This window comes from Sphingomonas changbaiensis NBRC 104936, from assembly GCF_000974765.1.
Lineage (GTDB): Bacteria > Pseudomonadota > Alphaproteobacteria > Sphingomonadales > Sphingomonadaceae > Sphingomonas_B > Sphingomonas_B changbaiensis.
Genome location: NZ_BBWU01000021.1, coordinates 59,983 through 81,430, shown reverse-complemented (window position 1 = coordinate 81,430; position 21,448 = coordinate 59,983). Strand labels below are relative to the sequence as shown.

The following is a 21,448-nucleotide window of genomic DNA, read 5'->3' as shown; positions in this document are numbered from 1 at the left end:
GCGGGAATCGTTGCGCGCTCTTTAGGGATGTGGTGATTGTTTTGCCACTAGCCAGAGCCGATGATCCACAGAAGCGCCCCCGAAGTCCGCTCCGAGCGGCTCCGCCTCCGTCCCCACCGGCGTGACGACGCGCCGCGCCTGATCGAGCTTTGGCAGGACCCGGTCGTGGTGCGGCATTTCGGCGGTCAGCCGGTCGCGGAAGAAGACTGCTGGAACCGGTTGCTGCGCTATGTCGGCCATTGGGCAGTGAATGGATACGGCCTGTGGGCGGTTGAAGAACTCGCGACCGGTCGCTTCATCGGGGATGTCGGGCTATTCGAAGGCCGGCGCGGATTGGGCGAGCGCTTCGATGGCGCGCCCGAGGCCGGCTGGGTGCTGCTGCCGATCGGGCACGGCAAAGGCTATGCGCGCGAGGCGATGAACGCGGCGCTGCGCTGGGGCGAGTCGGAACATCGCTGGTCGCGGACCGTGTGCATGATCGATCCGGAGAACACGCCGTCGATCCGCACGGCCGAAGCGCTCGGCTATGCGGAATTCGAACGCGGGTCCTACCGCGGCAAGGAGCTGGTGCTGCTCGAACGGAGTGCCTGAAAAGACACAGGTTTTCCGGGCCGTTAACCAGATCTCAAAAGATTCCCGACAACTCTCTCCCGCAGGATGGGGATCGGCCGCGCTGATGCGGCCGCACGATCGGGGAATATTATGGGGATCATCAACAAGGCGCTCGCTGCTGCCACGGCGACGGCGATGCTTGCAGGCTCGGCGAACGCCGCCTGCTGGACTCAGGCTGCCTACCAGGCCGCCCAGGTTCGCGAACTCGACACGATGCTGATGGTCCAGGCGCTTCGGTGCCGCAAGACATCGGCGAGCTTTCTCAGCAGCTACAACCGGTTCGTCCAGGTCAGCCGCCCGGCGCTGATCAAGGCCAATGCGGAGCTGAAGGCCCATTTCGGCGGCCTCAATGCATACGATAATTACATGACGACGGTGGCCAATCGCTACGGCGCGGGCACGGACGGGATGGACTGCGGCGATGTCGCCTCGGTGGTGCGCGCAGGGCTCGCCGCCAATGGCTCGGCCGAGAAGCTTTATCAGGTCGCGCTCGACGCCAATCTTGAGCCGGCCCTCGACGGTTCGCGCTGCCGCGGCGTGACGAAGGCGCCGCTGGATATCGCTTCGCGCCGTTGAACAACATGCCCCGCCCGGCTTCCCCTGGGGTGCATATAAAGATATCTTTATATTTGCTTTGAGCGCTCCACGGCGCTAAAGGCACCGGCAACCCGGCCGTCCGCGAGAGTGTGGGCGGCCGGTTTGTTCTTCTGCCGGAGATTGCCCGTGGCCACCGTTCTCGAAGCCAAAGATTATGTCGTCGCCGATCTGAGCCTTGCCGATTTCGGCCGCAAGGAGATCGAGATCGCCGAGACCGAAATGCCGGGCCTGATGGCGCTGCGCGAGGAATATGGCGCCGAGCAGCCCCTCAAGGGCGCGCGCATCACTGGGTCGCTGCACATGACGATCCAGACCGCGGTGCTGATTGAGACGCTGACGGCGCTCGGCGCCCAGGTGCGCTGGGCAAGCTGCAACATCTTTTCGACCCAGGACCACGCCGCCGCGGCGATCGCCAAGTCGGGCGTGCCGGTGTTCGCGGTGAAGGGCGAGACGCTCGAGGAATATTGGGACTATGTCGTCCGCATCTTTGATTGGGGGCAGGACCAGACCTGCAACATGATCCTGGACGATGGCGGCGACGCGACGATGTTCGCGCTGTGGGGCGCGCGCGTTGAGGCCGGCGAGGAGCTGTTCGCGCCGACCAATGATGAAGAGGAAATCTTCGTCGCGACGCTGAAGCGCTTTCTCGCCGAGCGTCCGGGCTACCTCACCAGGACCGTCCAGACGATCAAGGGCGTGTCGGAAGAAACCACGACCGGCGTCCACCGGCTCTATGAACTCGCCAAGAAGGGCAAGCTCCCGTTCCCGGCGATCAACGTCAACGACAGCGTCACCAAGTCGAAGTTCGACAATCTCTATGGCTGCAAGGAATCGCTGGTCGACGCGATCCGTCGTGCAACGGACGTGATGCTGGCCGGCAAGATCGCCGCGGTTGCCGGTTTCGGCGACGTCGGCAAGGGTTCGGCCGCGTCGCTCCGCAACGGCGGCGCGCGCGTGCTCGTCACCGAAATCGATCCGATCTGCGCGCTGCAGGCGGCGATGGAAGGCTATGAAGTCGTGACGATGGAGGAGGCCGCCAAGCGCGCCGACATCTTCGTGACCGCGACCGGCAACGCCGACGTGATCACTTTGGATCACATGCGCGAGATGAAGAACATGGCGATTGTGTGCAACATCGGCCACTTCGACAGCGAGATCCAGATCGGCGCGCTGGCGAACATGAAGTGGACCGAGATCAAGCCGCAGGTGGACGAGGTCGAGTTCCCGGACGGCAAGAAGATCATCGTCCTCGCCAAGGGGCGGCTGGTGAATCTGGGCTGCGCGACCGGGCACCCGAGCTTCGTGATGTCGTCGTCATTCACCAACCAGACGATCGCCCAGATCGAGCTGTGGAAGAACCACGCCAACTACAAGAACGAAGTCTATGTCCTCCCGAAGCACCTCGACGAGAAGGTGGCGATGCTGCACCTCGAAAAGCTGGGCGTGAAGCTGACCAAGCTGACCAAGAAGCAGGCCGACTATATCGGCGTCTCGACTGAGGGGCCGTTCAAGCCGGACCATTATCGCTACTGACGACAAGCCGTTGAAAAGAGGGGCGGGCGATCGAAGGATCGCGCCGCCCCTTTTTCATGCCAAACTCGCGATTTTCGGTTCGGATTGCGGGAATTACGGTTGCCGCACCGGGCGGCGGCAGCAAGGAGGCGCGCGGGGAGCGACTGGACGTGGGTGGTTCAGGAGCTTGGAATGCGTATCAGTAAGCGTGCTTGTTTTCTTACCAGTGTATCGATCCTAACTGCCTCTCTTTCATCAGCAGCCTTTGCCCAGACCGCGACCCCCGAAGCCGCGGCTCCGCTGGTGACGGCTGACGCCTCCGCCGACATGGGCGCGGACATCGTCGTCACCGGCTCGCGCATCTCGCGGCCGACGCTCGATTCGCCGATTCCGGTCACCACGGTGACCGCGACCGACCTGACCCGTTCCGGCCAGGTCGCGGTCGGCGACGTGCTCAACGACCTGCCGTCGCTGCGTTCGACGTACAGCCAGGCGAACTCGACCCAGTATATCGGCACCTCGGGCCTCAACCTGCTCGATCTGCGCGGCCTGGGTACAACGCGCACGCTGGTGCTGGTCAACGGCCGGCGCCACATCACCTCGTCGCCCGGCGACTTCCTGGTCGACACGAACACGATCCCGACCGACCTGATCGAACGCGTCGACGTCGTCACCGGCGGCAGCTCGGCCGTTTATGGTTCGGACGCGATGGCGGGCGTCGTCAACTTCGTGCTGAAGCGCGATTTCGACGGGTTCACGGCCAACGCGCAGGCCGGCATCACCAGCCATGGCGACCGGCCGACTTATCGGCTGTCGACGACCTGGGGCAAGAATTTCGCGGACGGCCGCGGCAACGTCGCCGTCAGCCTGGAATATAACCAGTCGGACCTGCTGACCTATGCCGACCGGCCCGGCCTCACCGGAGCCTATGCCGGTCGCCGTCAGTTCCAGCTGGTCGACAGCCCGAAGAACGACAACACGATCCCGGATCGCACCTTCCTGACCGGCGTCCACAGCTTCGGCTATGACAATGGCGGCAACTTCATCGCCTATAACGGCAGCAGCGTGCTCAAGTGCGGAGCCGGTGGCATCGCCGCCGCCTGCCGCGACAACGGCGCGCCGCGCGTGTTCGGCTTCCATCCGGACGGGACGCTCTACGAGTATAATTACGGCACCGATTTCCGTCCCGCCGGCTCCGGCAACAACCAGGGCGGCGACGGCGCGACGCTGAACGATACCGGCACGCTCTATCCGCGCCTGAAGCGCTATGTCGCGAACGTGCTCGGCCATTTCGACGTGTCCGACGCGTTCAAGCCGTTCATCGAGGCGAAGTTCGTCCGGGTCGAGAGCTTCAACCAGGGCGCTCCGACGTTCGGTCAGGGCGGACCCCAGGGCAGTGGCGCCGATCCCGACACCTATCTGGGTTCGGGCACGCCGATCTTCTTTGACAACGCCTTCCTGAACCCGGCGGCTGCGGCGACGATCCAGTCCCTGCTTCCCGCCGGATCGACCTTCTTCCGCGTCAACCGCAACAATGTCGACTTCGGTACGCGTGACGAGTTCGACCAGCGCGACACCTTCCGCATCGTCGGCGGCGTGGAAGGCAATTTCAACGACGACTGGAAGTACGACGTCTCGGTCAACTACGGCCGGTTCTGGAGCCGATCCAATTTCTACAACAACCGTTACGAGTCGCGTTTCCTGAACGCGGTCGACGCGGTGCGGAACGCGGATGGCCAGATCGTCTGCCGGATCAACCAGACCAGCGTCACCGATCCGTCGTGCGTGCCGCTGAACATCTTCGGCAATGGCGCACCCAGCCAGGCCGCGCTGAACTACATCAACACGACCTCGCATGGCCGCGGCCGCGCGAGCGAGCTCGATGTGGTGGCGAACCTGGTCGGCGACAGCTCGCAGCTGTTCGAGCTGCCGGGTGGGCCGGTCCGCTTCGCGATCGGCGGCGAGTATCGGCGCGAGACGGCGTCGTACGTCTATGACGACAGCGTCAAGGGCGGCGACACCTTCTTCAACGCGATCCCGGACTTCCGTCCGCCCTCGTTCGCGGTGAAGGAAGCCTATGGCGAGCTGGAGCTGCCGATCCTTCGCGATCTGCCGTTCGCGCAAGAGTTGACGCTCAACGGCGCCGGCCGCGTTGCCGACTATAAGGGCTCGACCGGCACGGTGTTCGCCTGGAACGCCGGCGGCATCTACTCCCCGATCCGCGACGTGAAGTTCCGTGTGAATTATTCGCGTTCGGTGCGGGCGCCGACCCTCACGGACCTCTACAACTCGCCCTCGCAGAACTTCGACCTGCTGGACGATCCTTGCGATGTGAACTTCATCGACAAGGGCAAATCCACGCGGGCTGCGAATTGTGCGGCGGCGGGCGTTCCGGCCGGCTTCGTCAACGACGTTGCGCGGGCAAGCTCGACCGAGTTCCTGTCGGGCGGCAATCCGAACCTGACGGCGGAGAAGTCGCGGAGCTGGACCTATGGCGTGATCGTGCAGCCATCCTTCATTCCGGGTCTGGCGATCACGGCGGATTACTATGATATCCGCATCAACAACGTGATCAATGCGGTCGACGCGCAGACGATCCTCGACGCGTGTTACGACGCGCCGACGCTCGACAACCAGTTCTGCAAGCTGATCAATCCGCGCCAGGCGAACGGCTATTTCGCGCGTCCGGCCCTGCTCCAGAGCACCGTGAACTTCTCGGCGCTTCAGGCCAAGGGCATCGACCTCGATATCGCCTACAATCACAGCTTTGACGCGGACAACAAGCTGGCGCTGCGGTTCGTCGGCAACTGGGTCCGCAACCGGACGGACTATCCGTATCTGGATGCACCGACCCAGCCGGAGCGGGTAAAGGGTGAGCTGGGCGACCCCGTCTATCAGTTCAACCTGTCGGCGGATTACACCCACAAGAACCTGACGGTCGGTTATCAGCTCCGCTATATCGGCAAGCAGTCGATCACCGATTGGGAAGCCCAGCACGACACCAACGGCGTGCCGGCGCTCAATCCCTATTACGCCGATCGGGTCTATTATCCGGCCGTTGTCTACCACAACATCCGGGCGTCGCTGGACGTCGACAAGCGCTTCACCTTCTATGGCGGCGTGGACAACCTGACCAACAAGCAGCCGCCCTTGGGGCTGCTCGGCAATGGCGACGACGCGATCTACGACAATGTCGGCCGCTTCATGTATGTCGGCGCGACTGTGAAGTTCTGATCGCAGACAGGCGTTGAATGGCGGCGAGCCCATTCCCGAAAGGGGGCGGGCTCGTTTGCTTCGAAGGCGTTAACCATCTTGCCACGGATCGGGCGATGCGGCCCGATCGTTCTTCTTCCGACAATGCCCGCACGGGCCAGGGAGTTGAACATGAAGACGATCGCAGCCGCGCTTTTCCTTTCCGCATCGCTTGCCGCCCCGGCGCATGCGGCGGACTGGTGGTGGGTCGCGGGGGATTCCGGCGATGATGCAGCCGTGTTCGTCGATGGCGATACGGTTCGGCATGCGGGAATGACTGCCAGCGTGAACGCCGTCCGGATCGCGCGCGACGGGACGGTCAGCACGGCGACCTGGACCGGGCGTTGTGGCGCGCGATCGCCAACGGACGAAATCTCCGCGGTCGCGCAATTCGCCTGCGGCACCGAGGCCGATCACATGCAGCAGGCCGCGATGCTCCCCGGCCTCACGCCGCGCGAAGCGGCGCGCGCCATCTTCAGCGTTCGGCCAGGCAGCAAGAGTGCAAAGCCGCTTCAGGCCGGCTGACGTGATGCTCCAAGCGCATTGACGACGTTCATCGAAAAGCAGCGGTCGTGTCCCTTGTGGGGCGCGACCGTTCGCTTCTAGAGCATTGGACCAGAACAAATCCTGGGGATGCTCATTACATGACGATTCGACTGACCGCGCTGGTCGCCGGCTTGCTGGCGACGACCTCTTCCTTCGCGCAGACGCCGACGCCGCCGCAGCCGGTCCAGGAGACGCAGGCACCCGAGAACCAGGTCCTCAATCCGGAGCAGCGCAGTGCGCCGCTGCCGCCGGCTGGCGCTAAAACTCCGGCGATCAATCCGGCCAAGTCCGAGAAGTGGGACGTGAACGCGCCGCCGGGCATGGTCACGCACCAGATTCCGATCAATGTCAGCGAAGGCAGCTGGATGAACGTCGATGTGTCGCCCGACGGGCGGTGGATCGCGTTCGACCTGCTGGGCGACATCTACACGATGCCGATCGCGGGCGGCACGCCGACGCGGATCGCGGAAGGGCTCGCCTATGAGCAGCAGCCGCGCTTTTCGCCCGACGGCAAGCGGATTGCGTTCGTCTCCGATCGCGGCGGCGGCGACAATATCTGGGTGATGAACGTCGACGGTTCCGACAAGCGGCAGGTGACGAAGGAGGATTTCCGCCTGCTGAACCAGCCGAGCTGGAGCCCGGACGGCCGCTTCATCGTCGCCAAGAAGCATTTCACGACCGGCCGTTCATTGGGCACCGGCGAGGTCTGGCTGTACCATGTCTCGGGGGGCGGCGGCGTGCCCTTGGTCAAGCGCGCCAGCGAGGTGCTGCAGAAGGAACTGGGCGAGCCGATCTACGCGCCCGACGGAAAGAGCATCTATTACGAGCGCAACGTCACGCCGGGGCCGATCTTCGAGTATGCGCAGAACTCGAACACCGACCTGTTCCACATCGAGAACTATAATCTCGAAACCGGCGAAGTGACGACGACCGTCTCAGGCGCCGGCGGGTCCGTGCGGCCGACCCCGTCGCCGGACGGCAAGAAGATCGCGTTCGTGCGGCGCGAGCGGGCCAAGTCCAAGCTCTATGTCCGCGATCTCGCTTCGGGCGAAGAGCGCAAGATCTACGACGATCTCGACCAGGACGTGCAGGAGACCTGGGCGGTGACGGGCGTGTACCCGAATATGGCGTGGACGCCGGATGCGAAGAGCGTCGTCTTCTGGGCGGGCGGCAAGATCCGGCGCGTGAACGCGGACGGCACGGGCGCTGCGGACATCCCGTTCCATGTGCAGGATACGCGCGTGGTGATCGACGCGACGCATCCGCAGGTCGAGGTCGCGCCCGACAGATTCACGACCAAGATGCCGCGCTGGCCGACCGTTTCTCCGGACGGGCGGCAGGTCGTGTTCGAGACGCTGGGCAAGCTCTGGATCAAGCCGATGTCGGGCGGCGCGGCGCGGCGGCTGACCAGTGCCAAGGACGACAGTTTCGAGATGTATCCGACCTGGTCGCGCGACGGGCGGACGATCGCATTCGTCGACTGGACCGACCTGGGTCTCGGCCGCATCCGCACCGTCTCGGCAAGCGGCGGGTCGGCAAAGGACGTGACCACGCAGCCGGGGCACTATGCGCGGCCGCAATTCTCGCCCGACGGCAAGACGATCGTGTTCGAGCGCGTCGAGGGCGGCTTCCTGACTTCCGACATATGGTCGAACGATCCGGGCGTTTACAAGGTCGCGGCCTCGGGCGGCGCGCCGGTGCGCGTCGCGAAGGACGGGGCCGTGCCGCAGTTCGGCGCCTCGGGCGACCGCGTGTTCATGATCATGAGCGAGAAGGGCAAGCGCCAGCTCGTCTCGTCCGACCTTTCCGGCCAGGCGAAGCGCGTCCATGCGACCGGCGATCTGGTCAATGACTATGAAGTCTCGCCCGATGGCCGCTTCGTCGCGTTCCGCCAGAATTATGAGGCGTTCGTGATGCCGCTGATGCCGGGCACGCAGGACGTGTCGGCGGATGAGAAGGGCGGACCGATGCCGGTCACGCGCGTCAGCGCCGAGGGCGCCGACTTCATCCATTGGTCGAACGACGGCCGCCAGCTCCACTGGAGCATGGGGCCGACCGTGTTCACCGCCGAATCCTCCGGCTTCTTCAACTCAGCGCCGTCGGGCGAGAATGCGCCCAAGTTCCAGCCGCCGCGGACCGGCACCGACCTGTCGATGCAGGTCGCGGCCGACAAGCCGACCGGCACCTTCGCGCTGACCGGCGCGAAGATCGTGACGATGGCCAGCAAGGACGGCGGCATCATCGATGATGGCGTGATCGTGATCCAGGGCGACCGGATCGTCGCGGTGGGCCCGCGCGGCTCGACCCCGATCCCGGCCGGCGTCAAGACGATCGACGTCGCTGGCAAGACGATCATCCCCGGGCTGGTCGACGCGCACGCGCATGGGCCGCAGGGCGAGGATGGGCTCGTCCCGCAGCAGAATTGGTCGGATATCGTCAATCTGGCGATGGGCGCAACGACGATCCACGATCCTTCGGCGCGCGCGTCGGAAATCTTCGTGACGTCGGAAATGCAGCGGGCCGGCAAGGTGCTGGCGCCGCGCATCTTCTCGACCGGCGAGATCATCTATGGCGCCAAGGCGCCCGATGTTTACGCGGAGATCAACACATATGAGGATGCGCTGGCGGACGTGCGGCGCCTGAAGGCGCAGGGCGCGCATTCGGTCAAGAACTACAACCAGCCGCGGCGCGAGCAGCGTCAGATGATCGTGCGCGCGGCGCAGGCCGAGGGCATGGAAGTCGTGCCGGAAGGCGGGTCGCTCTACGCGCTGGACGTCACCCACATCCAGGACGGCAACTCGACCGTCGAGCACAACATCCCGCTCGATATCTTCTACGACGACCTGATCCAGTTCTGGACCCAGACCAAGACCAACTACACGCCGACCCTGGTCGTCACCTATGGCGGTCCGGCGGGCGATCCCTATTGGCGGTCGCACACCGACGTCTTCCGCCAGCCGGTGCTGATGCGGCACATTCCGCCCGGCGTCCTCGCTTCCCAGAACACGCGCCGCGAGATCGCGCCGGAAGAGGATTATGTCGACGACGACAGTGCGCGCGAGGCGAAGAAGCTGGCCGACAAGGGCATCCAGGTGTCGATCGGCGCGCACGGCCAGCAGGCCGGCATGGGGCCGCATTGGGAAATGTGGTCGTTCGTTCGCGGCGGCTGGTCGCCGATCGACGCGCTCCGCGCCGGCACGATCATGCCGGCGACGTCGCTCGGCTACGCGAAGGATGTCGGCTCGCTGGAGGTCGGCAAGCTCGCCGACCTGATCGTGCTCGATGCCGATCCGACGGTGAACATCCGCAACACCGAAAAGATCAGCAGGGTGATGCTGGGCGGGCGGATGTACGACCCGATGACGATGAACGAGGTCGGGACCGGCACGTGGAAGCGCCAGCCCTATTGGTGGGAAGCCTCCGGAACCGCGTCTGCCGGCAAGGCCGGGGCGTCGCACAGCGATGGGGATATCTGATCCGGCCAAGTCCCGCTAAGACGCTCGCGTGCTCGCGCTGACGACCCCTGAGGCCGCCATCATCGGCGCGCTCCTGGCCTTGTGGCTCGGGGCCGCCGTCTGGGCGCTTGCAACCGGGCTCCGGCTTCGGCGCAGCGCGCAGGAGGCGGAGCTCAGGTGCAGTCGCCTGCACGCGCTGATCGGCTCGGCGCCGGCGCTGATCGTGCTGGTCCACGCGGACGGCGCGCTCGAAGGGTCCGAGAGATTGGCCGACTGGCTGGGGCTGGACGAACAGCCGGCGACGCTCGGCGCGTTGTGCGGGCCGGGGCGCGGGCTGTGGGAAAGCGACCTCTCCGCGCTCGAAGACGATATTCGCCTCGCCCAATCGACCGGCAAGAGCTTTCATCGCACGATTCGTCCGCAGCAATCGAAACGCAACTTCACGGTGCGAGGCGGGCCGGCGCCGGCTGGGGTCGCGGAATCGGGCACGGCGATTCTCTATCTTTTCGATGCGACCGAGGTCCGGACCGAGATTGCCCGGCTGTCGGACGAAGCCGATCGGCTGGCCAAGGCGTTCGATGCGCTGTCGGGACTGATCGAGGCTTCACCGATCCCGATGTGGCACCGCGGGCCGGACCTGAAGCTGACGCTCGTCAACAGCGCCTACGTGAAGGCGGTCGAGGCGGAGGACGCAGCCGACGTCATCACGCGCGGGGTCGAACTGGTCGAGGCCGCGCCCGGACGCAACCCGATCGCCGCAGCGGCGGCCGCGCGGGAAAGCGGCCTGATGAGCTCGCGCGTGCTGCCCGCCACGGTCGGCGGCGAACGGCGCAGCCTTTCGGTCGTCGACGTGCCGCTCGGCAATGCCGGCGTGGCCGGCTACGCAATCGATGTCGAGGAGCTGGAGCAGGCGCGCCTGGCCTTCAGGCGCTTCGCCGACGCGCAGCGCGATCTGCTCGACCGCTTGTCCGCGGGCGTGGCGCAGTTCGCGGCGGATCGGTCGCTGAGCTTTTATAACCAGGCCTTCATGCGGCTGTTCGCAATCAAGCCCGAATGGCTGTCCGAAGGCCCCGAGTTCGACCGCGTGCTGGAACGGATGCGGGAAACCGGGCGGCTCCCTGAAGTCCGCGACTTCCGCGCCTGGCGCGACGAGCGGCGCGGCTGGTTCACCGCCGCCGACGAGGGCCAGGAAGAGAATTGGATGCTGCCGGGCGGCGTCCATCTGCGCGTCGTCGCGCAGCCCCTTCCCGATGGCGGGCTGCTGCTGATTTTCGAGGACCGGACCGAGCAGGTCGCACTGGCAAGCGCGCGCGACACGCTGCTCCGCGTGCGGGCGGCCACGTTCGACAATCTGTTCGAAGCGGTCGGCGTGTTCGCCGCCGACGGGCGGCTGCAGCTCTGGAACCAGAAATTCCGCGACGTGTGGGACCTGGACGAAGCGTTCCTGTCGAAGCACCCGCGCGTCGATCAGCTGGCCGAAGCGGCCGGACGCCAGCTCGCCAATCCCTCCCGTGCGGCTGTCATCCGCGAGCTGGTGCGGGTTGCCACCCAGGACCGGAAGCAGCGGAGCGGCCGTGTCGCGCTGAAGAACGGACGGCACTTCGAGTTCGCCGCGGTGCCGCTGCCGGACGGCAACGCGCTGTTCACGATGCTGGATATCTCCGACAGCCGGCGCATTGAAGCGGCGCTGCGCGACCGCAACGAGGCGCTGGAGGATGCGGACCGGGTCAAGACCGCGTTCGTCGCCAACATGAGCTATGAGCTGAGGACTCCGCTGACCTCGATCGGCGGGTTCGCGGAAATGCTGGCGGGCGGCTATGCCGGCGAGCTCGCGCCCACCGCCGACGAATATGTGCGCGCGATCCTCGATTCGGTGGCGCGGCTGAGCACGCTTATCGATCACGTGCTTGACCTGACGCAGAGCGAGGCGGGCGGGCTGCCGCTGGAGAAGAAGTCCGTCGATGTGCGCCGCATCGTGCGCGAGGCGGCCAAGGCGACCGACGCCGCCGCATCGGAGAAGTCGATCGAATTCACGGTCGAGATCGAAAAGACTCTCGGTACGATGAACGGCGATGCCCGGCGCATCCGCCAGGTGCTGGACAATCTCCTTGCCAATGCGATCCGCTTCACGCCACCCGGCGGCCAGATCCTGCTTCGTGGCGAAGGCTATGAGGAGACGGTGCGGATCGTCATTTCGGACAGCGGCCCCGGCATGACCTCCAAGGAACAGGCGCGCGCGTTCGACCGGTTCAGCCGCAGCACGGACGAAGGCGAGCGTGGCAGCTCGCTCGGCCTGGGCCTCCCGCTCGCGCGCCAATTCGTCGAGGCGCACGGCGGATCGCTGACCCTCGCTTCGGAACCGGGGCAGGGGACCGCGGTCACGGTCGAGCTGCCGCGGAAGTGATCGTGGCGGGTCTGAAACCCGAATGCCGGTTTGGGCTGAGCTTGTCGAAGCCCGCCCTTCTTGGCTTGGCTGTTCCAAAGGGAAGGGAGGCCTTCGACAAGCTCAGGCCGAGCCGAGCGGGGGAACAGATATGAACCTGCCCGACGAGGCCGCCACGCTTGCATTCGGCGCCGGGCTTGCCGCGCTCGTGCGCCTCGGCGACGTCGTCACCCTGTCCGGCGATCTCGGCGCCGGCAAGACGACCCTCGCGCGCGGCCTGCTCGCGGCACTCGGACTCGAAGGCGAGGCGCCGAGCCCGACCTTCGCGATCGTCCAGACCTATGCGCCGCCCGAAACGCGGCTGCCGGTCGCGCATGTCGACCTGTACCGGATCGAGGATGCGGGCGAGGCGGAGGAACTAGGGCTGGACGAGCTGAGCGCCGATCACGTGCTGCTGGTCGAATGGCCCGAACGGCTGGGCGCGGATTGGTGGCGGGATGCCCTGAAGCTGCGGATCGAAGCCGTGCCCGAAGGCGGGCGGCGCTTGACAGCCGACGTGCCGCCGTCATGGGAGGCGCGATGGTCGCCCCGATGACTCCGCCCGCCGCCGCGCCCGAATTCCTGAAGCGCGCCGGCTGGCACGATGCCGAAATCCTGCCGCTGGCCGGCGATGCCTCGTTCCGTCGCTATTTCCGCGTCGAAGCCCCCGGACGGCATGCGGTGCTGATGGATTCTCCCGCGCCGCACGAGGACCCGCGGCCGTTCCTGACGATTGCCGAGCATCTGATCGCGCTCGGCTTCTCGGCGCCGCACACGCTCGCCGCGGACCTGGAGCATGGCCTGGTCCTGCTCGAGGATTTCGGCGATGCGCGGATGCGCGAAGTGCTCGACGCCGCGCCGGAAGCAGAGCTGCGCATTTATTCGGACGCGGTCGACCTGCTTGCAAAGCTGCACAAGCACCGCGCTGCCGACCTGCCGCCCTATGACGAGAAGGAATATCTGCGCGAGGCCGGCCTGCTGACCGAATGGTACGCGCCCGCACTTGGCCTTGATGTGGATGCCGACGGGTATCGCGCGGCCTGGAGGGAAGCGCTGGCGCCGCTGCTCCACGACCGATCCGTGACGGTGCTGCGCGATTATCACGCCGAAAACATCATGCTGATCGACGGCCGGGAGGGGACCGACGGCCTGGGCCTGCTCGATTTCCAGGACGCGCTGGCCGGCCACCCCGCCTATGATCTCGTGTCGTTGCTGCAGGACGCGCGGCGCGACGTGCCCGAAGCGCTCGAGGCCGACATGCTGAACCGCTACCTGGAAACGGCGCGGCCAGCTGACGGGTTCAGCGATGCCTACTGGCTGTTGGGCGCGCAGCGGAACGCCAAGATCGTCGGCATCTTCACGCGCCTGTACAAGCGTGACGGGAAGCCGCGCTATCTTTCCTACCTGCCGCGGGTCTGGGACTATCTGGAGCGCGACCTGGCGCAGCCCGCGCTGGCGCCCGTCAAGGCCTGGTTCGACGCCAACATTCCTGCCGACAAGCGTGGAAGCGCGACGATCGCATGAGCCGCTACAAGAAGCCGCTTGCGCTTCGCCCGCAACCAAAGGCGCCGCCGCTCGATACGGCGATGGTGCTGGCGGCCGGGCTGGGGAAGCGCATGCGGCCGTTGACGGCGACGCGCCCGAAGCCGCTGGTGCCCGTAGCCGGCAAGCCGCTGCTCGACCACGCGCTCGATCGCCTGAAGGCGGCGGGCGTGAAGCGCGCTGTCGTCAACGTCCACTATCTGGCCGATGCGCTCGAAGCCCATCTGAAGCGGCGCGTTCAAGGCATTGAGATCATTGTATCCGACGAGCGTGAGCAGCTGCTCGAAACCGGTGGCGGGCTGGTCAAGGCACTTCCGCTGATCGACGAAGACCCGTTTCTGGTCGTCAACAGCGACAATCTGTGGGTCGATGGTCCCGCCGACTCGATTCGGGCGCTCGCGGCGCGCTGGAACGACGCGGAGATGGACGCGCTGCTGCTGCTCGTCCCGCTCGCGCGCGCCAACTGCCACACCGGCCGCGGCGATTTCCACATGGACGGCTCCGGCCGGCTCAGCCGCCGCAAGCCGGGCCGCGTGGCGCCCTTCGTGTTCACCGGGGTCCAGATCGTGTCGAAGCGGCTTTTCGAAGGCGCCAAGGCGGAGCCGTTCTCGCTGAATATCCTCTGGGACCGCGCGATTGCCCAAGGCCGCGCATTCGGGCTGGTGCACAATGGCCTGTGGTTCGACGTCGGCACGCCGCCGGCAGTCAAGCGCACGGAAGCGATCCTGGCCAGCGGATAAATCCTCCCCTGGAAGGGGAGGGGGAGCGCGCGCGTCAGCGCGTGGTGGAGGGGTGTCGCAGTTGGAGTCCTGTTCTGAAGCGCTGACACCCCTCCGTCGCGCTGCGCGCGCCACCTCCCCTCTAAGGGGAGGACTTGTTCGGCTCGACACCGGCGTTTGAGCAGCTACGGTTGGCACTGTGATCCGTCCGTCCGTCTATACCATCCCCCCGCATCGAAGCTTCGCCGACGCGCTTGCGGCCGGGCTGATGGCGCGCGAGGGACGGGACCGGCTGACGCTCGCGCGCGGGCTGGTGCTGGTGCCGAACAATCGTGCCGCACGGGCGATTCAGGACGCCTTCGTGCGGCGAGCGGATGGCGGGCTTTTGCTGCCGCGGCTGGTGCCGATCGGCGATCCGGAGCTGGACGAACGGATCGGCGCGTTCCTCGATCCGATCGACGAGGAGCCGATCCCGCCGGCCGTCGATCCGCTTCAACGCCAGCTGATCCTCGCCCGCCTGATCGAGGAGAGCGGCGGGGCGCGGGGCGGCGAAGCGATGCGGCTGGCCGCCGAACTCGCGCGCACCCTCGACCAGCTCTATGTCGAAGACGTCCCGCCGCAGCGACTGCGTGAGGTCGATGTCGGCGAACTGACCGAGCATTGGGCGCGGTCGCTTCAGCTATTCGAACTGGTGCTCGACCGCTGGCCGAAGGAGCTGGCGCGGCTCGGGCGGATCGACCTGGCCGAGCGGCGCAATCGGCTGCTGCAGCGGGTCGCGAAGCGCTGGCGTACCGCGCCGCCGGCCGGGTTCGTCGTTGCGGCCGGTATCTCGACGGCTGCTCCGGCCGTGGCAGGGGTGCTCAAGACGATCGCCTTCATGCCGAACGGCCGCCTCATTTTCGATGCGCTCGATACCGCGATGCCGGAGGTGCAATGGGCGACGCTCGGGCCGCATCGTCCCGACCCGGAGACGGGGATCGCCGAGCGACCGGTCGAAACCCATCCGCAATATCACCTGAAGCTGCTGCTCGACCGGATGGGCGTTTCGCGCGGCGAGGTCGAGCGCTGGCGGTGGGGCGGTGGCCATGCTGCGCGCGCCGGGCGAAGCCGGCTGATCTCCAACGCGCTCGCCCCGGCGCGCTTCACCACGGAATGGACTGATCTGCCGCGCAAGGAGCGCGATCGATCGGGTGTCGAGTTGCTTGAGGTCGCAACGCCTGCCGATGAAGCGCAGGCGGTCGCGCTGGCGTTGCGCGGGGCACTCGAGACGCCCGGGCGCACGGCGGCGCTGGTGACGCCGGATCGCGGACTGGCGCAGCGCGTATCGGCGCATCTGAAGCGCTGGGGGATCGACGCCGACGATTCGGCGGGCGTGCCGCTGTCGGTGACGCCGCCGGGCACGCTACTGCTGGCGATCGTCGAAGCAGCGGCCGAGCGGTTCGCGCCGGTGCCGCTGCTGGCCCTGCTAAAGCATCCGCTCGTGCAGGCGGGTGAGGGCAGGGCGGAATGGCTGGAACAGGTGCGCCGGCTGGACCGGGAATTGCGGGGGCCGAGGCCGGCGCCGGGGCTCGCGCATTTGCCGGAGACGGTTGCGACCGAGCGCGCGCGGGCGTGGCTCGGGCCCCTTGAGGACGCGTTCTCCGGCGAGAACTCGCTGGTCTCGCTGCTCGCGGCCGTTCGCGAGACGGCGGAGCGGCTCGCAGGCGACGAGGTCTGGGCCAAGCCGGCGGGGCGTGCTGCTGCCGAGTTGCTCACCGGACTTGAAGAATATGGGCCCGAGGGGCCGGGGCGGATCGAAACCGATGCGCTCGGTCCAATGCTGACCGAGCTGATGAACGGCGTCGCGGTGCGGCCGCCGCAGGGTGGGCATCCGCGCATCTTCATCCGGGGGCTTATCGAGGCGCGGCTGCAGCAGGCGGACCTGACGATCCTGGCCGGCCTGAACGAAGGCACATGGCCGGCGCTGCCGTCGCCCGATCCGTGGCTGGCGCCCCGCATCCGCGCCGAACTCGGCCTGCCGGGGCTGGAGACGCGGATCGGCCTTGCCGCCCACAGTTTCGCCGGTGCGCTCGGGGCGCCGCAGGTGCTGATCACGCGCGCCCGGCGCGATGCGCGCGGGCCGGCGGTCGCCTCGCGCTTCTGGCTGCGGCTGGAAGCGCTGACCGGCGGCCTGCCCCGCGCCGAGCGGCTCAAGCATTGGGCGCAGGCGCTCGACGGCGTGGAGGAACCGCGTCCATCACCACGTCCGGCGCCCGCGCCGCCGGTGGGGGACCGGCCGAAGCGCCTCTCCGTCACCGATCTCGACCGGCTCAAGGCCGATCCCTTCGCATTCTACGCCAAGGCGATGCTGCGGCTGTTCCCGCTCGACATGGTCGATGCCGACCCGACCGCCGCCTGGCGCGGGACGGCCGTTCACCTCGTGCTCCAGCAATGGGCGGAAGAGGATGATTGCGACCCGACAAAGCTTCGCCCGCGCGCGGAGGCGTTCCTGGCCGGCGCCGACGCGCACCCGCTGATGCGCGCGCTGTGGGAGCCGCGGCTCATCGAGGCGATCGACTGGATCGCGGCCGAAATGGCGGAGCGCAAGGCCGAGGGGCACAAAGTGCTCGCGGTCGAGTGCCAGGGCGAGCTAGACGTGTTCGGCGTCACCCTGAAAGGGATCGCCGACCGCATCGACCGCCGCCCGGACGGCAGTCTTGTCATCATCGACTACAAGACCGGCAATGCGCCGTCGCCGAAGCAAGTCTCGAGCGGCTATGCCCAGCAGCTTGGGCTGATCGGATTGATGGCGGAACGCGGCGCGTTCGACGGCGTGTCGGGCACCGCGGGCGCGTTCGAATATTGGTCGCTCGCCCGCAACACGCAGGATGGGTTCGGCAAGATCGTGTCGCCGGTCGATCCGGCGGGGAAGGGCGGCCGCATCTTCACCGACCAGTTCGTCGCGCGTGCGGCGAGCAACCTGCAGGGCGCGGTGGAACGCTGGCTGACCGGCGCGGAGCCGTTCACCGCCAAGCTGCACCCGGAACATGCCCCGTACGGGGATTACGACCAGCTGATGCGGCTGGACGAATGGTATGGGCGGGACGCTAGCCCCTCTCCCCTTGCGGGAGAGGGCGACTCGGCGAAGCCGAGCGGGAGCAATCGGGTGGACCATGCCCCGCATGGTCCAGGAACTGCCGGGGGCAGTTCCGGCCCGATGCTGGGGGCAGAGCGAAGCGCAGCGAGCGTGGAAAAGCTCAGTCCCTCTCCCTCCCACTCGCCTGCGGCGAGCGGGCCCCTCCCTCTCCCGCAAGGGGAGAGGGGCTGATGCGGCCGCTTCCTCGGCTTAAGGATGAGCAACTCGCTGCGTCGGACCCACACGCGCAGGTGTGGCTGTCGGCGTCGGCCGGGACCGGCAAGACGCAGGTGCTGGTCGCGCGGGTGCTGCGGCTGCTGCTCCGCCCCGGCACCGATCCGTCGTCGATCCTGTGCCTGACCTTCACCAAGGCCGGCGCCGCGGAAATGGCGAACCGGCTGAGTGAGCGGCTGGCGCATTGGGTGCGGCTGCCGGGGCCGGAACTGGCAGCCGAGCTGAAAGCGCTGGGCGAGGATTTCGGACCCGCCGCGCAGACCCAGGCGCGCGGGCTGTTCGCGCGAGTGCTCGACGCGCGCGGCGGCGGCCTGCGCATCCAGACGATCCACAGCTTCGCGCAGGCGCTGCTGGCGTCGTTTCCGCTGGAGGCCGGCCTCGCGCCCGGCATGCGGCCGCTGGAAGGACGCGAGGAAGCGGCGCTGGCCCGGCGCGTGCTCGCCGACCTGGTGCTCCAGGCGGAGCGCGAAGGGCGCCGCGGGCTGATCGCCGACCTGCAGGCGCTGAGCCGGCGGCTGGGCGAAGAAGGCGCGGAGATGTTCCTTCGCGACTGCGCCCGCGCCGCGGATGCAATGGAGCAATTGCCATCCGGGATCGCGCCGTTCGTCCGCCGCGCGCTCGAGATTCCGATCGACGACATCGAGGCGCACATCGCCGAGCAGTGCGGCGACGCGCTGTTCGACCTCGCCAGCCTGGAACAGGTCGCGTTCGACAATCGCGACTGGGGCACGGCCAAGGGGCTGGATCGCGCTGGGATCATCGGCCGCTGGCGCGGTCTGTCGCCCGGCGACCGCGCGCTGGCGCTGGAAGAACTGCACAGCGTCTGGGCGACGGCGAAGGGCGATCCGCGCTCGTTCGGCAAGGGGCAGGCGCCGCAGACCGGCGGCTATGCCGAGCTCGCGTCGCGGCTGCACGGCCGCTGCAAGGAGCTGATCGAGCTCCGCGTCCGCGCACGGCTTGCCGACCTGTTCGCCGCCGCGCTGGAGGCGGGCCGCGCCTATGCCCGCGCCTATGCCGAAGCAAAGCGAGCGGCTGGCGTCGTCGACTTTGACGACCTGATCCGCGCGACGGTGCGGCTGTTGGGTGAGCCCGGCATGGGCGAGTGGATCCGCTTCAAGCTCGATCAGGCGACCGATCATATCCTGGTCGACGAGGCACAGGACACCAACGTCAATCAATGGCGCATCATCAAAGCACTCGCGGACGAGTTCTTCGCCGGGGACGGTGCCGATGGCTTGAAGATTCGCACGATTTTTTCAGTCGGCGATTACAAGCAGGCGATCTTTGGCTTCCAAGGAACTGACCCGATCTTTTTCGCTGCGGCACGCGATTACTTCGCGGGTCAGGCGGCGGGCGTAAAGAAGCGAAAGGGCCTTCAGGACTTGTCGCTCGATCGGTCGTTCCGCTCGACGCCCCCGGTGCTGGAAGCAGTGGACGCAACGATCGCCGGCCTGCCCGAAAGCGCACTCGGAGCGGGCGTGCGGATCGAGCCGCACCGAAGCGGCGTGCCGGGGCCGGGGCTGGTGACGCTCTGGAAGCCGGTCTCGGCCGAGCAGGCGGAGGACGAGGACGGTGAGGAGGGCTGGGTCGACGACGCCCAGCGGCGTTTCGCGACCGACCTTGCCCGCCAGATCAAGACCTGGCTCGCCGAGCCGATGATGCTCGGCAAAGGGCCGCTCCGGCCGCAGGACATCATGGTGCTGGTCAGGAAACGCGGCGACCTTGCCTCCACGATCGTTGCCCGACTCTATGCCGAGGGCGTGCCGGTTGCGGGTTTGGACCGGCTGCGGCTGAACGCGCCGCTCGCCGTGCGCGACCTGCTCGCGGCGGCGCGGTTCGCGCTGCAGCCGGATGACGATCTGACGCTCGCCAGCCTGCTGGTCTCGCCGCTGATAGGCTGGAGCCAGGAGGAACTGCTGGCGCACGCCGTGCCGCGCAAGGGGAGTTTGTGGCGGCACATTCGCGAGCTGGCAAACAAACATCCGTTCGTTTCGAGCGAAGTCGAGAAACGTGCATCCACTTGCTCCGAGCTAGCGCTTCTCGACTTCGCTCGAAGCGAACGGATGAAAGGTGCAGTCGAACAGCTCACCACCATGCTCAACGCCGCCGATTTCACCACGCCCTACCGCTTCTTCGAAGGCATCCTGTCCGGCCCGCTCGACGGCCGGCGCAAGCTGCTCGGGCGGCTGGGCGAGGAGGCGCGCGATCCGGTCGAGGAATTGCTGTCCGCGGCGCTCGCGTTCGAGCGGCAGGCGACGCCGTCGTTGCAACGTTTCCTCGACTGGTTCGATCGCGGCGATGTCGATATCGTGCGCGATCCGTCGCAGCCGCTCGATGCGGTGCGGGTGATGACCGCGCACGGCGCCAAAGGCTTGCAGGCGCCGCTGGTGATCCTGGCCGACGCGACCACCGATCCGGGCGCCAACCGCCGCAACCGCCTCGACTGGCGCGTCGAAGGGCTGGACGAGCCGCTGCCGCTGTTCCGCCCGCGCAAGGACGAACTGGCCGGTTCGCTCGCCGACGATCTTGCCGAAGCCGAGCGAAAGGATCGCGAGGAGCATTGGCGGCTGCTCTACGTGGCGATGACGCGTGCGGAGGAGCGGCTGTATGTCGGCGGCGCGCTCGGCCCGCGGGCGAAAGGCGTGCCGCCGGAGGACAGCTGGTACGCCGCGGTCGAGCGGGGGCTGAAGGCGCTCGGCGCCGAACCGCTGGATGACGGGCGGCTCGAATGGGCAGGCCGGTCGCCGCAACCAGTGGCCAGGCCGAAGCCCGCGGAAAAACCGGTTGCGCCTCCATCGGCGCCCTTGCCGGGATGGAGCCGCAGTCCGGCACCGCAGGAGGCGCGGCCGCCGCGGCCGCTCGCGCCGTCGTCGATCGGGCTGGACGATGCCGCCGATCCGCCGCCTTCGCCGCAAATGCGCGCCGCGGCGGAGCGGGGACGGCTGTTGCATGCGTTGTTCGAGCGGCTGCCCTCGATTCAACCCGAGCTCCGCGCCGAGGCCGGCGAGCGCTGGCTGGCGGGGGCGGGCGGTGTCGCCGATCCGCAGCTTCGATCCGAATTGATCGGGGTGAGCTGCGCCGTCATCGCCGATCCGCGCTTTGCCGCCGTGTTCGCGCCCGATGCCCTGGCGGAAGTGCCGTTGGCAGCCGTGGTTGAAGGGCAGGTCATCGCCGGCAAGGTCGACCGGTTGCACGTGTCGGACGAGCGCGTGCTGGTCGTCGATTTCAAGACCAATCGCCGCGCGCCCGCTACTCTTGCGGAGGCGCCCGAATCCCATTTGAAACAGATGGCCGCCTATGCCGCGGCGCTCGCCCGTGTTTTTCCCGATCGGCCGGTCGAGGCGGCTTTGCTCTATACCGCCGGGCCAGTGCTGCTGCCGCTCGATGCCGACACACTGGCGCGGTTCAAGCCCGGCTTTGCGGAGGTGTAACAATCTTTGCC

At 67.2% G+C, this 21,448-nt stretch carries 12 protein-coding genes; all 12 read left to right on the top strand.

What is annotated here, in order from left to right:
- Positions 1 to 60: 60 nt before the first annotated feature.
- Entirely contained in the window at positions 61 to 591 is a 531-nt protein-coding gene (locus SCH01S_RS05170) for a GNAT family N-acetyltransferase (protein WP_046347712.1), read from the top strand.
- Between the two features lie 111 nt (positions 592 to 702).
- Positions 703 to 1,188 carry a hypothetical protein gene (locus tag SCH01S_RS05165; protein ID WP_046347711.1) on the top strand — a complete coding sequence of 162 codons (486 nt, stop codon included), beginning with the start codon at positions 703 to 705 and terminating at the stop codon, positions 1,186 to 1,188.
- A gap of 147 nt (positions 1,189 to 1,335) precedes the next feature.
- Entirely contained in the window at positions 1,336 to 2,742 is a 1,407-nt protein-coding gene (ahcY, locus tag SCH01S_RS05160; RefSeq protein ID WP_046347710.1) for an adenosylhomocysteinase, read from the top strand.
- Between the two features lie 282 nt (positions 2,743 to 3,024).
- Positions 3,025 to 5,955 carry a TonB-dependent receptor domain-containing protein gene (locus SCH01S_RS05155; protein WP_245612162.1) on the top strand — a complete coding sequence of 977 codons (2,931 nt, stop codon included), beginning with the start codon at positions 3,025 to 3,027 and terminating at the stop codon, positions 5,953 to 5,955.
- A gap of 150 nt (positions 5,956 to 6,105) precedes the next feature.
- The gene (locus SCH01S_RS05150) at positions 6,106 to 6,498 is read left to right on the top strand and encodes a hypothetical protein (protein WP_046347709.1); all 393 of its coding nucleotides are present in this window, start codon (positions 6,106 to 6,108) and stop codon (positions 6,496 to 6,498) included.
- Between the two features lie 119 nt (positions 6,499 to 6,617).
- Positions 6,618 to 9,995: an amidohydrolase family protein gene (locus SCH01S_RS05145; RefSeq protein ID WP_046347708.1), complete on the top strand. Its 3,378-nt coding sequence runs from the start codon at positions 6,618 to 6,620 to the stop codon at positions 9,993 to 9,995.
- Positions 9,996 to 10,023: 28 nt separating this feature from the next.
- Positions 10,024 to 12,378 (top strand): sensor histidine kinase, encoded by a 2,355-nt coding sequence (locus SCH01S_RS05140; protein WP_046347707.1) that lies wholly within the window; start codon positions 10,024 to 10,026, stop codon positions 12,376 to 12,378.
- Between the two features lie 130 nt (positions 12,379 to 12,508).
- On the top strand, positions 12,509 to 12,952 hold the full coding sequence (tsaE, locus tag SCH01S_RS05135; RefSeq protein WP_046347706.1) for a tRNA (adenosine(37)-N6)-threonylcarbamoyltransferase complex ATPase subunit type 1 TsaE: 444 nt from the start codon (positions 12,509 to 12,511) through the stop codon (positions 12,950 to 12,952).
- Entirely contained in the window at positions 12,949 to 13,920 is a 972-nt protein-coding gene (locus SCH01S_RS05130) for an aminoglycoside phosphotransferase family protein (protein WP_046347781.1), read from the top strand. The genes tsaE and SCH01S_RS05130 overlap by 4 nt, the downstream gene beginning before the upstream one ends.
- Positions 13,917 to 14,678, top strand: coding sequence for a nucleotidyltransferase family protein (locus SCH01S_RS05125; RefSeq protein ID WP_046347705.1), 762 nt, complete (start codon positions 13,917 to 13,919; stop codon positions 14,676 to 14,678). Before SCH01S_RS05130 ends, SCH01S_RS05125 begins: the two co-directional genes overlap by 4 nt.
- Before the next feature lie 178 nt (positions 14,679 to 14,856).
- A complete protein-coding gene (locus SCH01S_RS05120) occupies positions 14,857 to 17,964 on the top strand; it encodes a PD-(D/E)XK nuclease family protein (protein WP_245612161.1) in 3,108 nt (1,035 codons plus the stop codon).
- Positions 17,964 to 21,437 (top strand): double-strand break repair helicase AddA, encoded by a 3,474-nt coding sequence (addA, locus tag SCH01S_RS05115; protein ID WP_046347704.1) that lies wholly within the window; start codon positions 17,964 to 17,966, stop codon positions 21,435 to 21,437. The genes SCH01S_RS05120 and addA overlap by 1 nt, the downstream gene beginning before the upstream one ends.
- Positions 21,438 to 21,448: the final 11 nt, after the last annotated feature.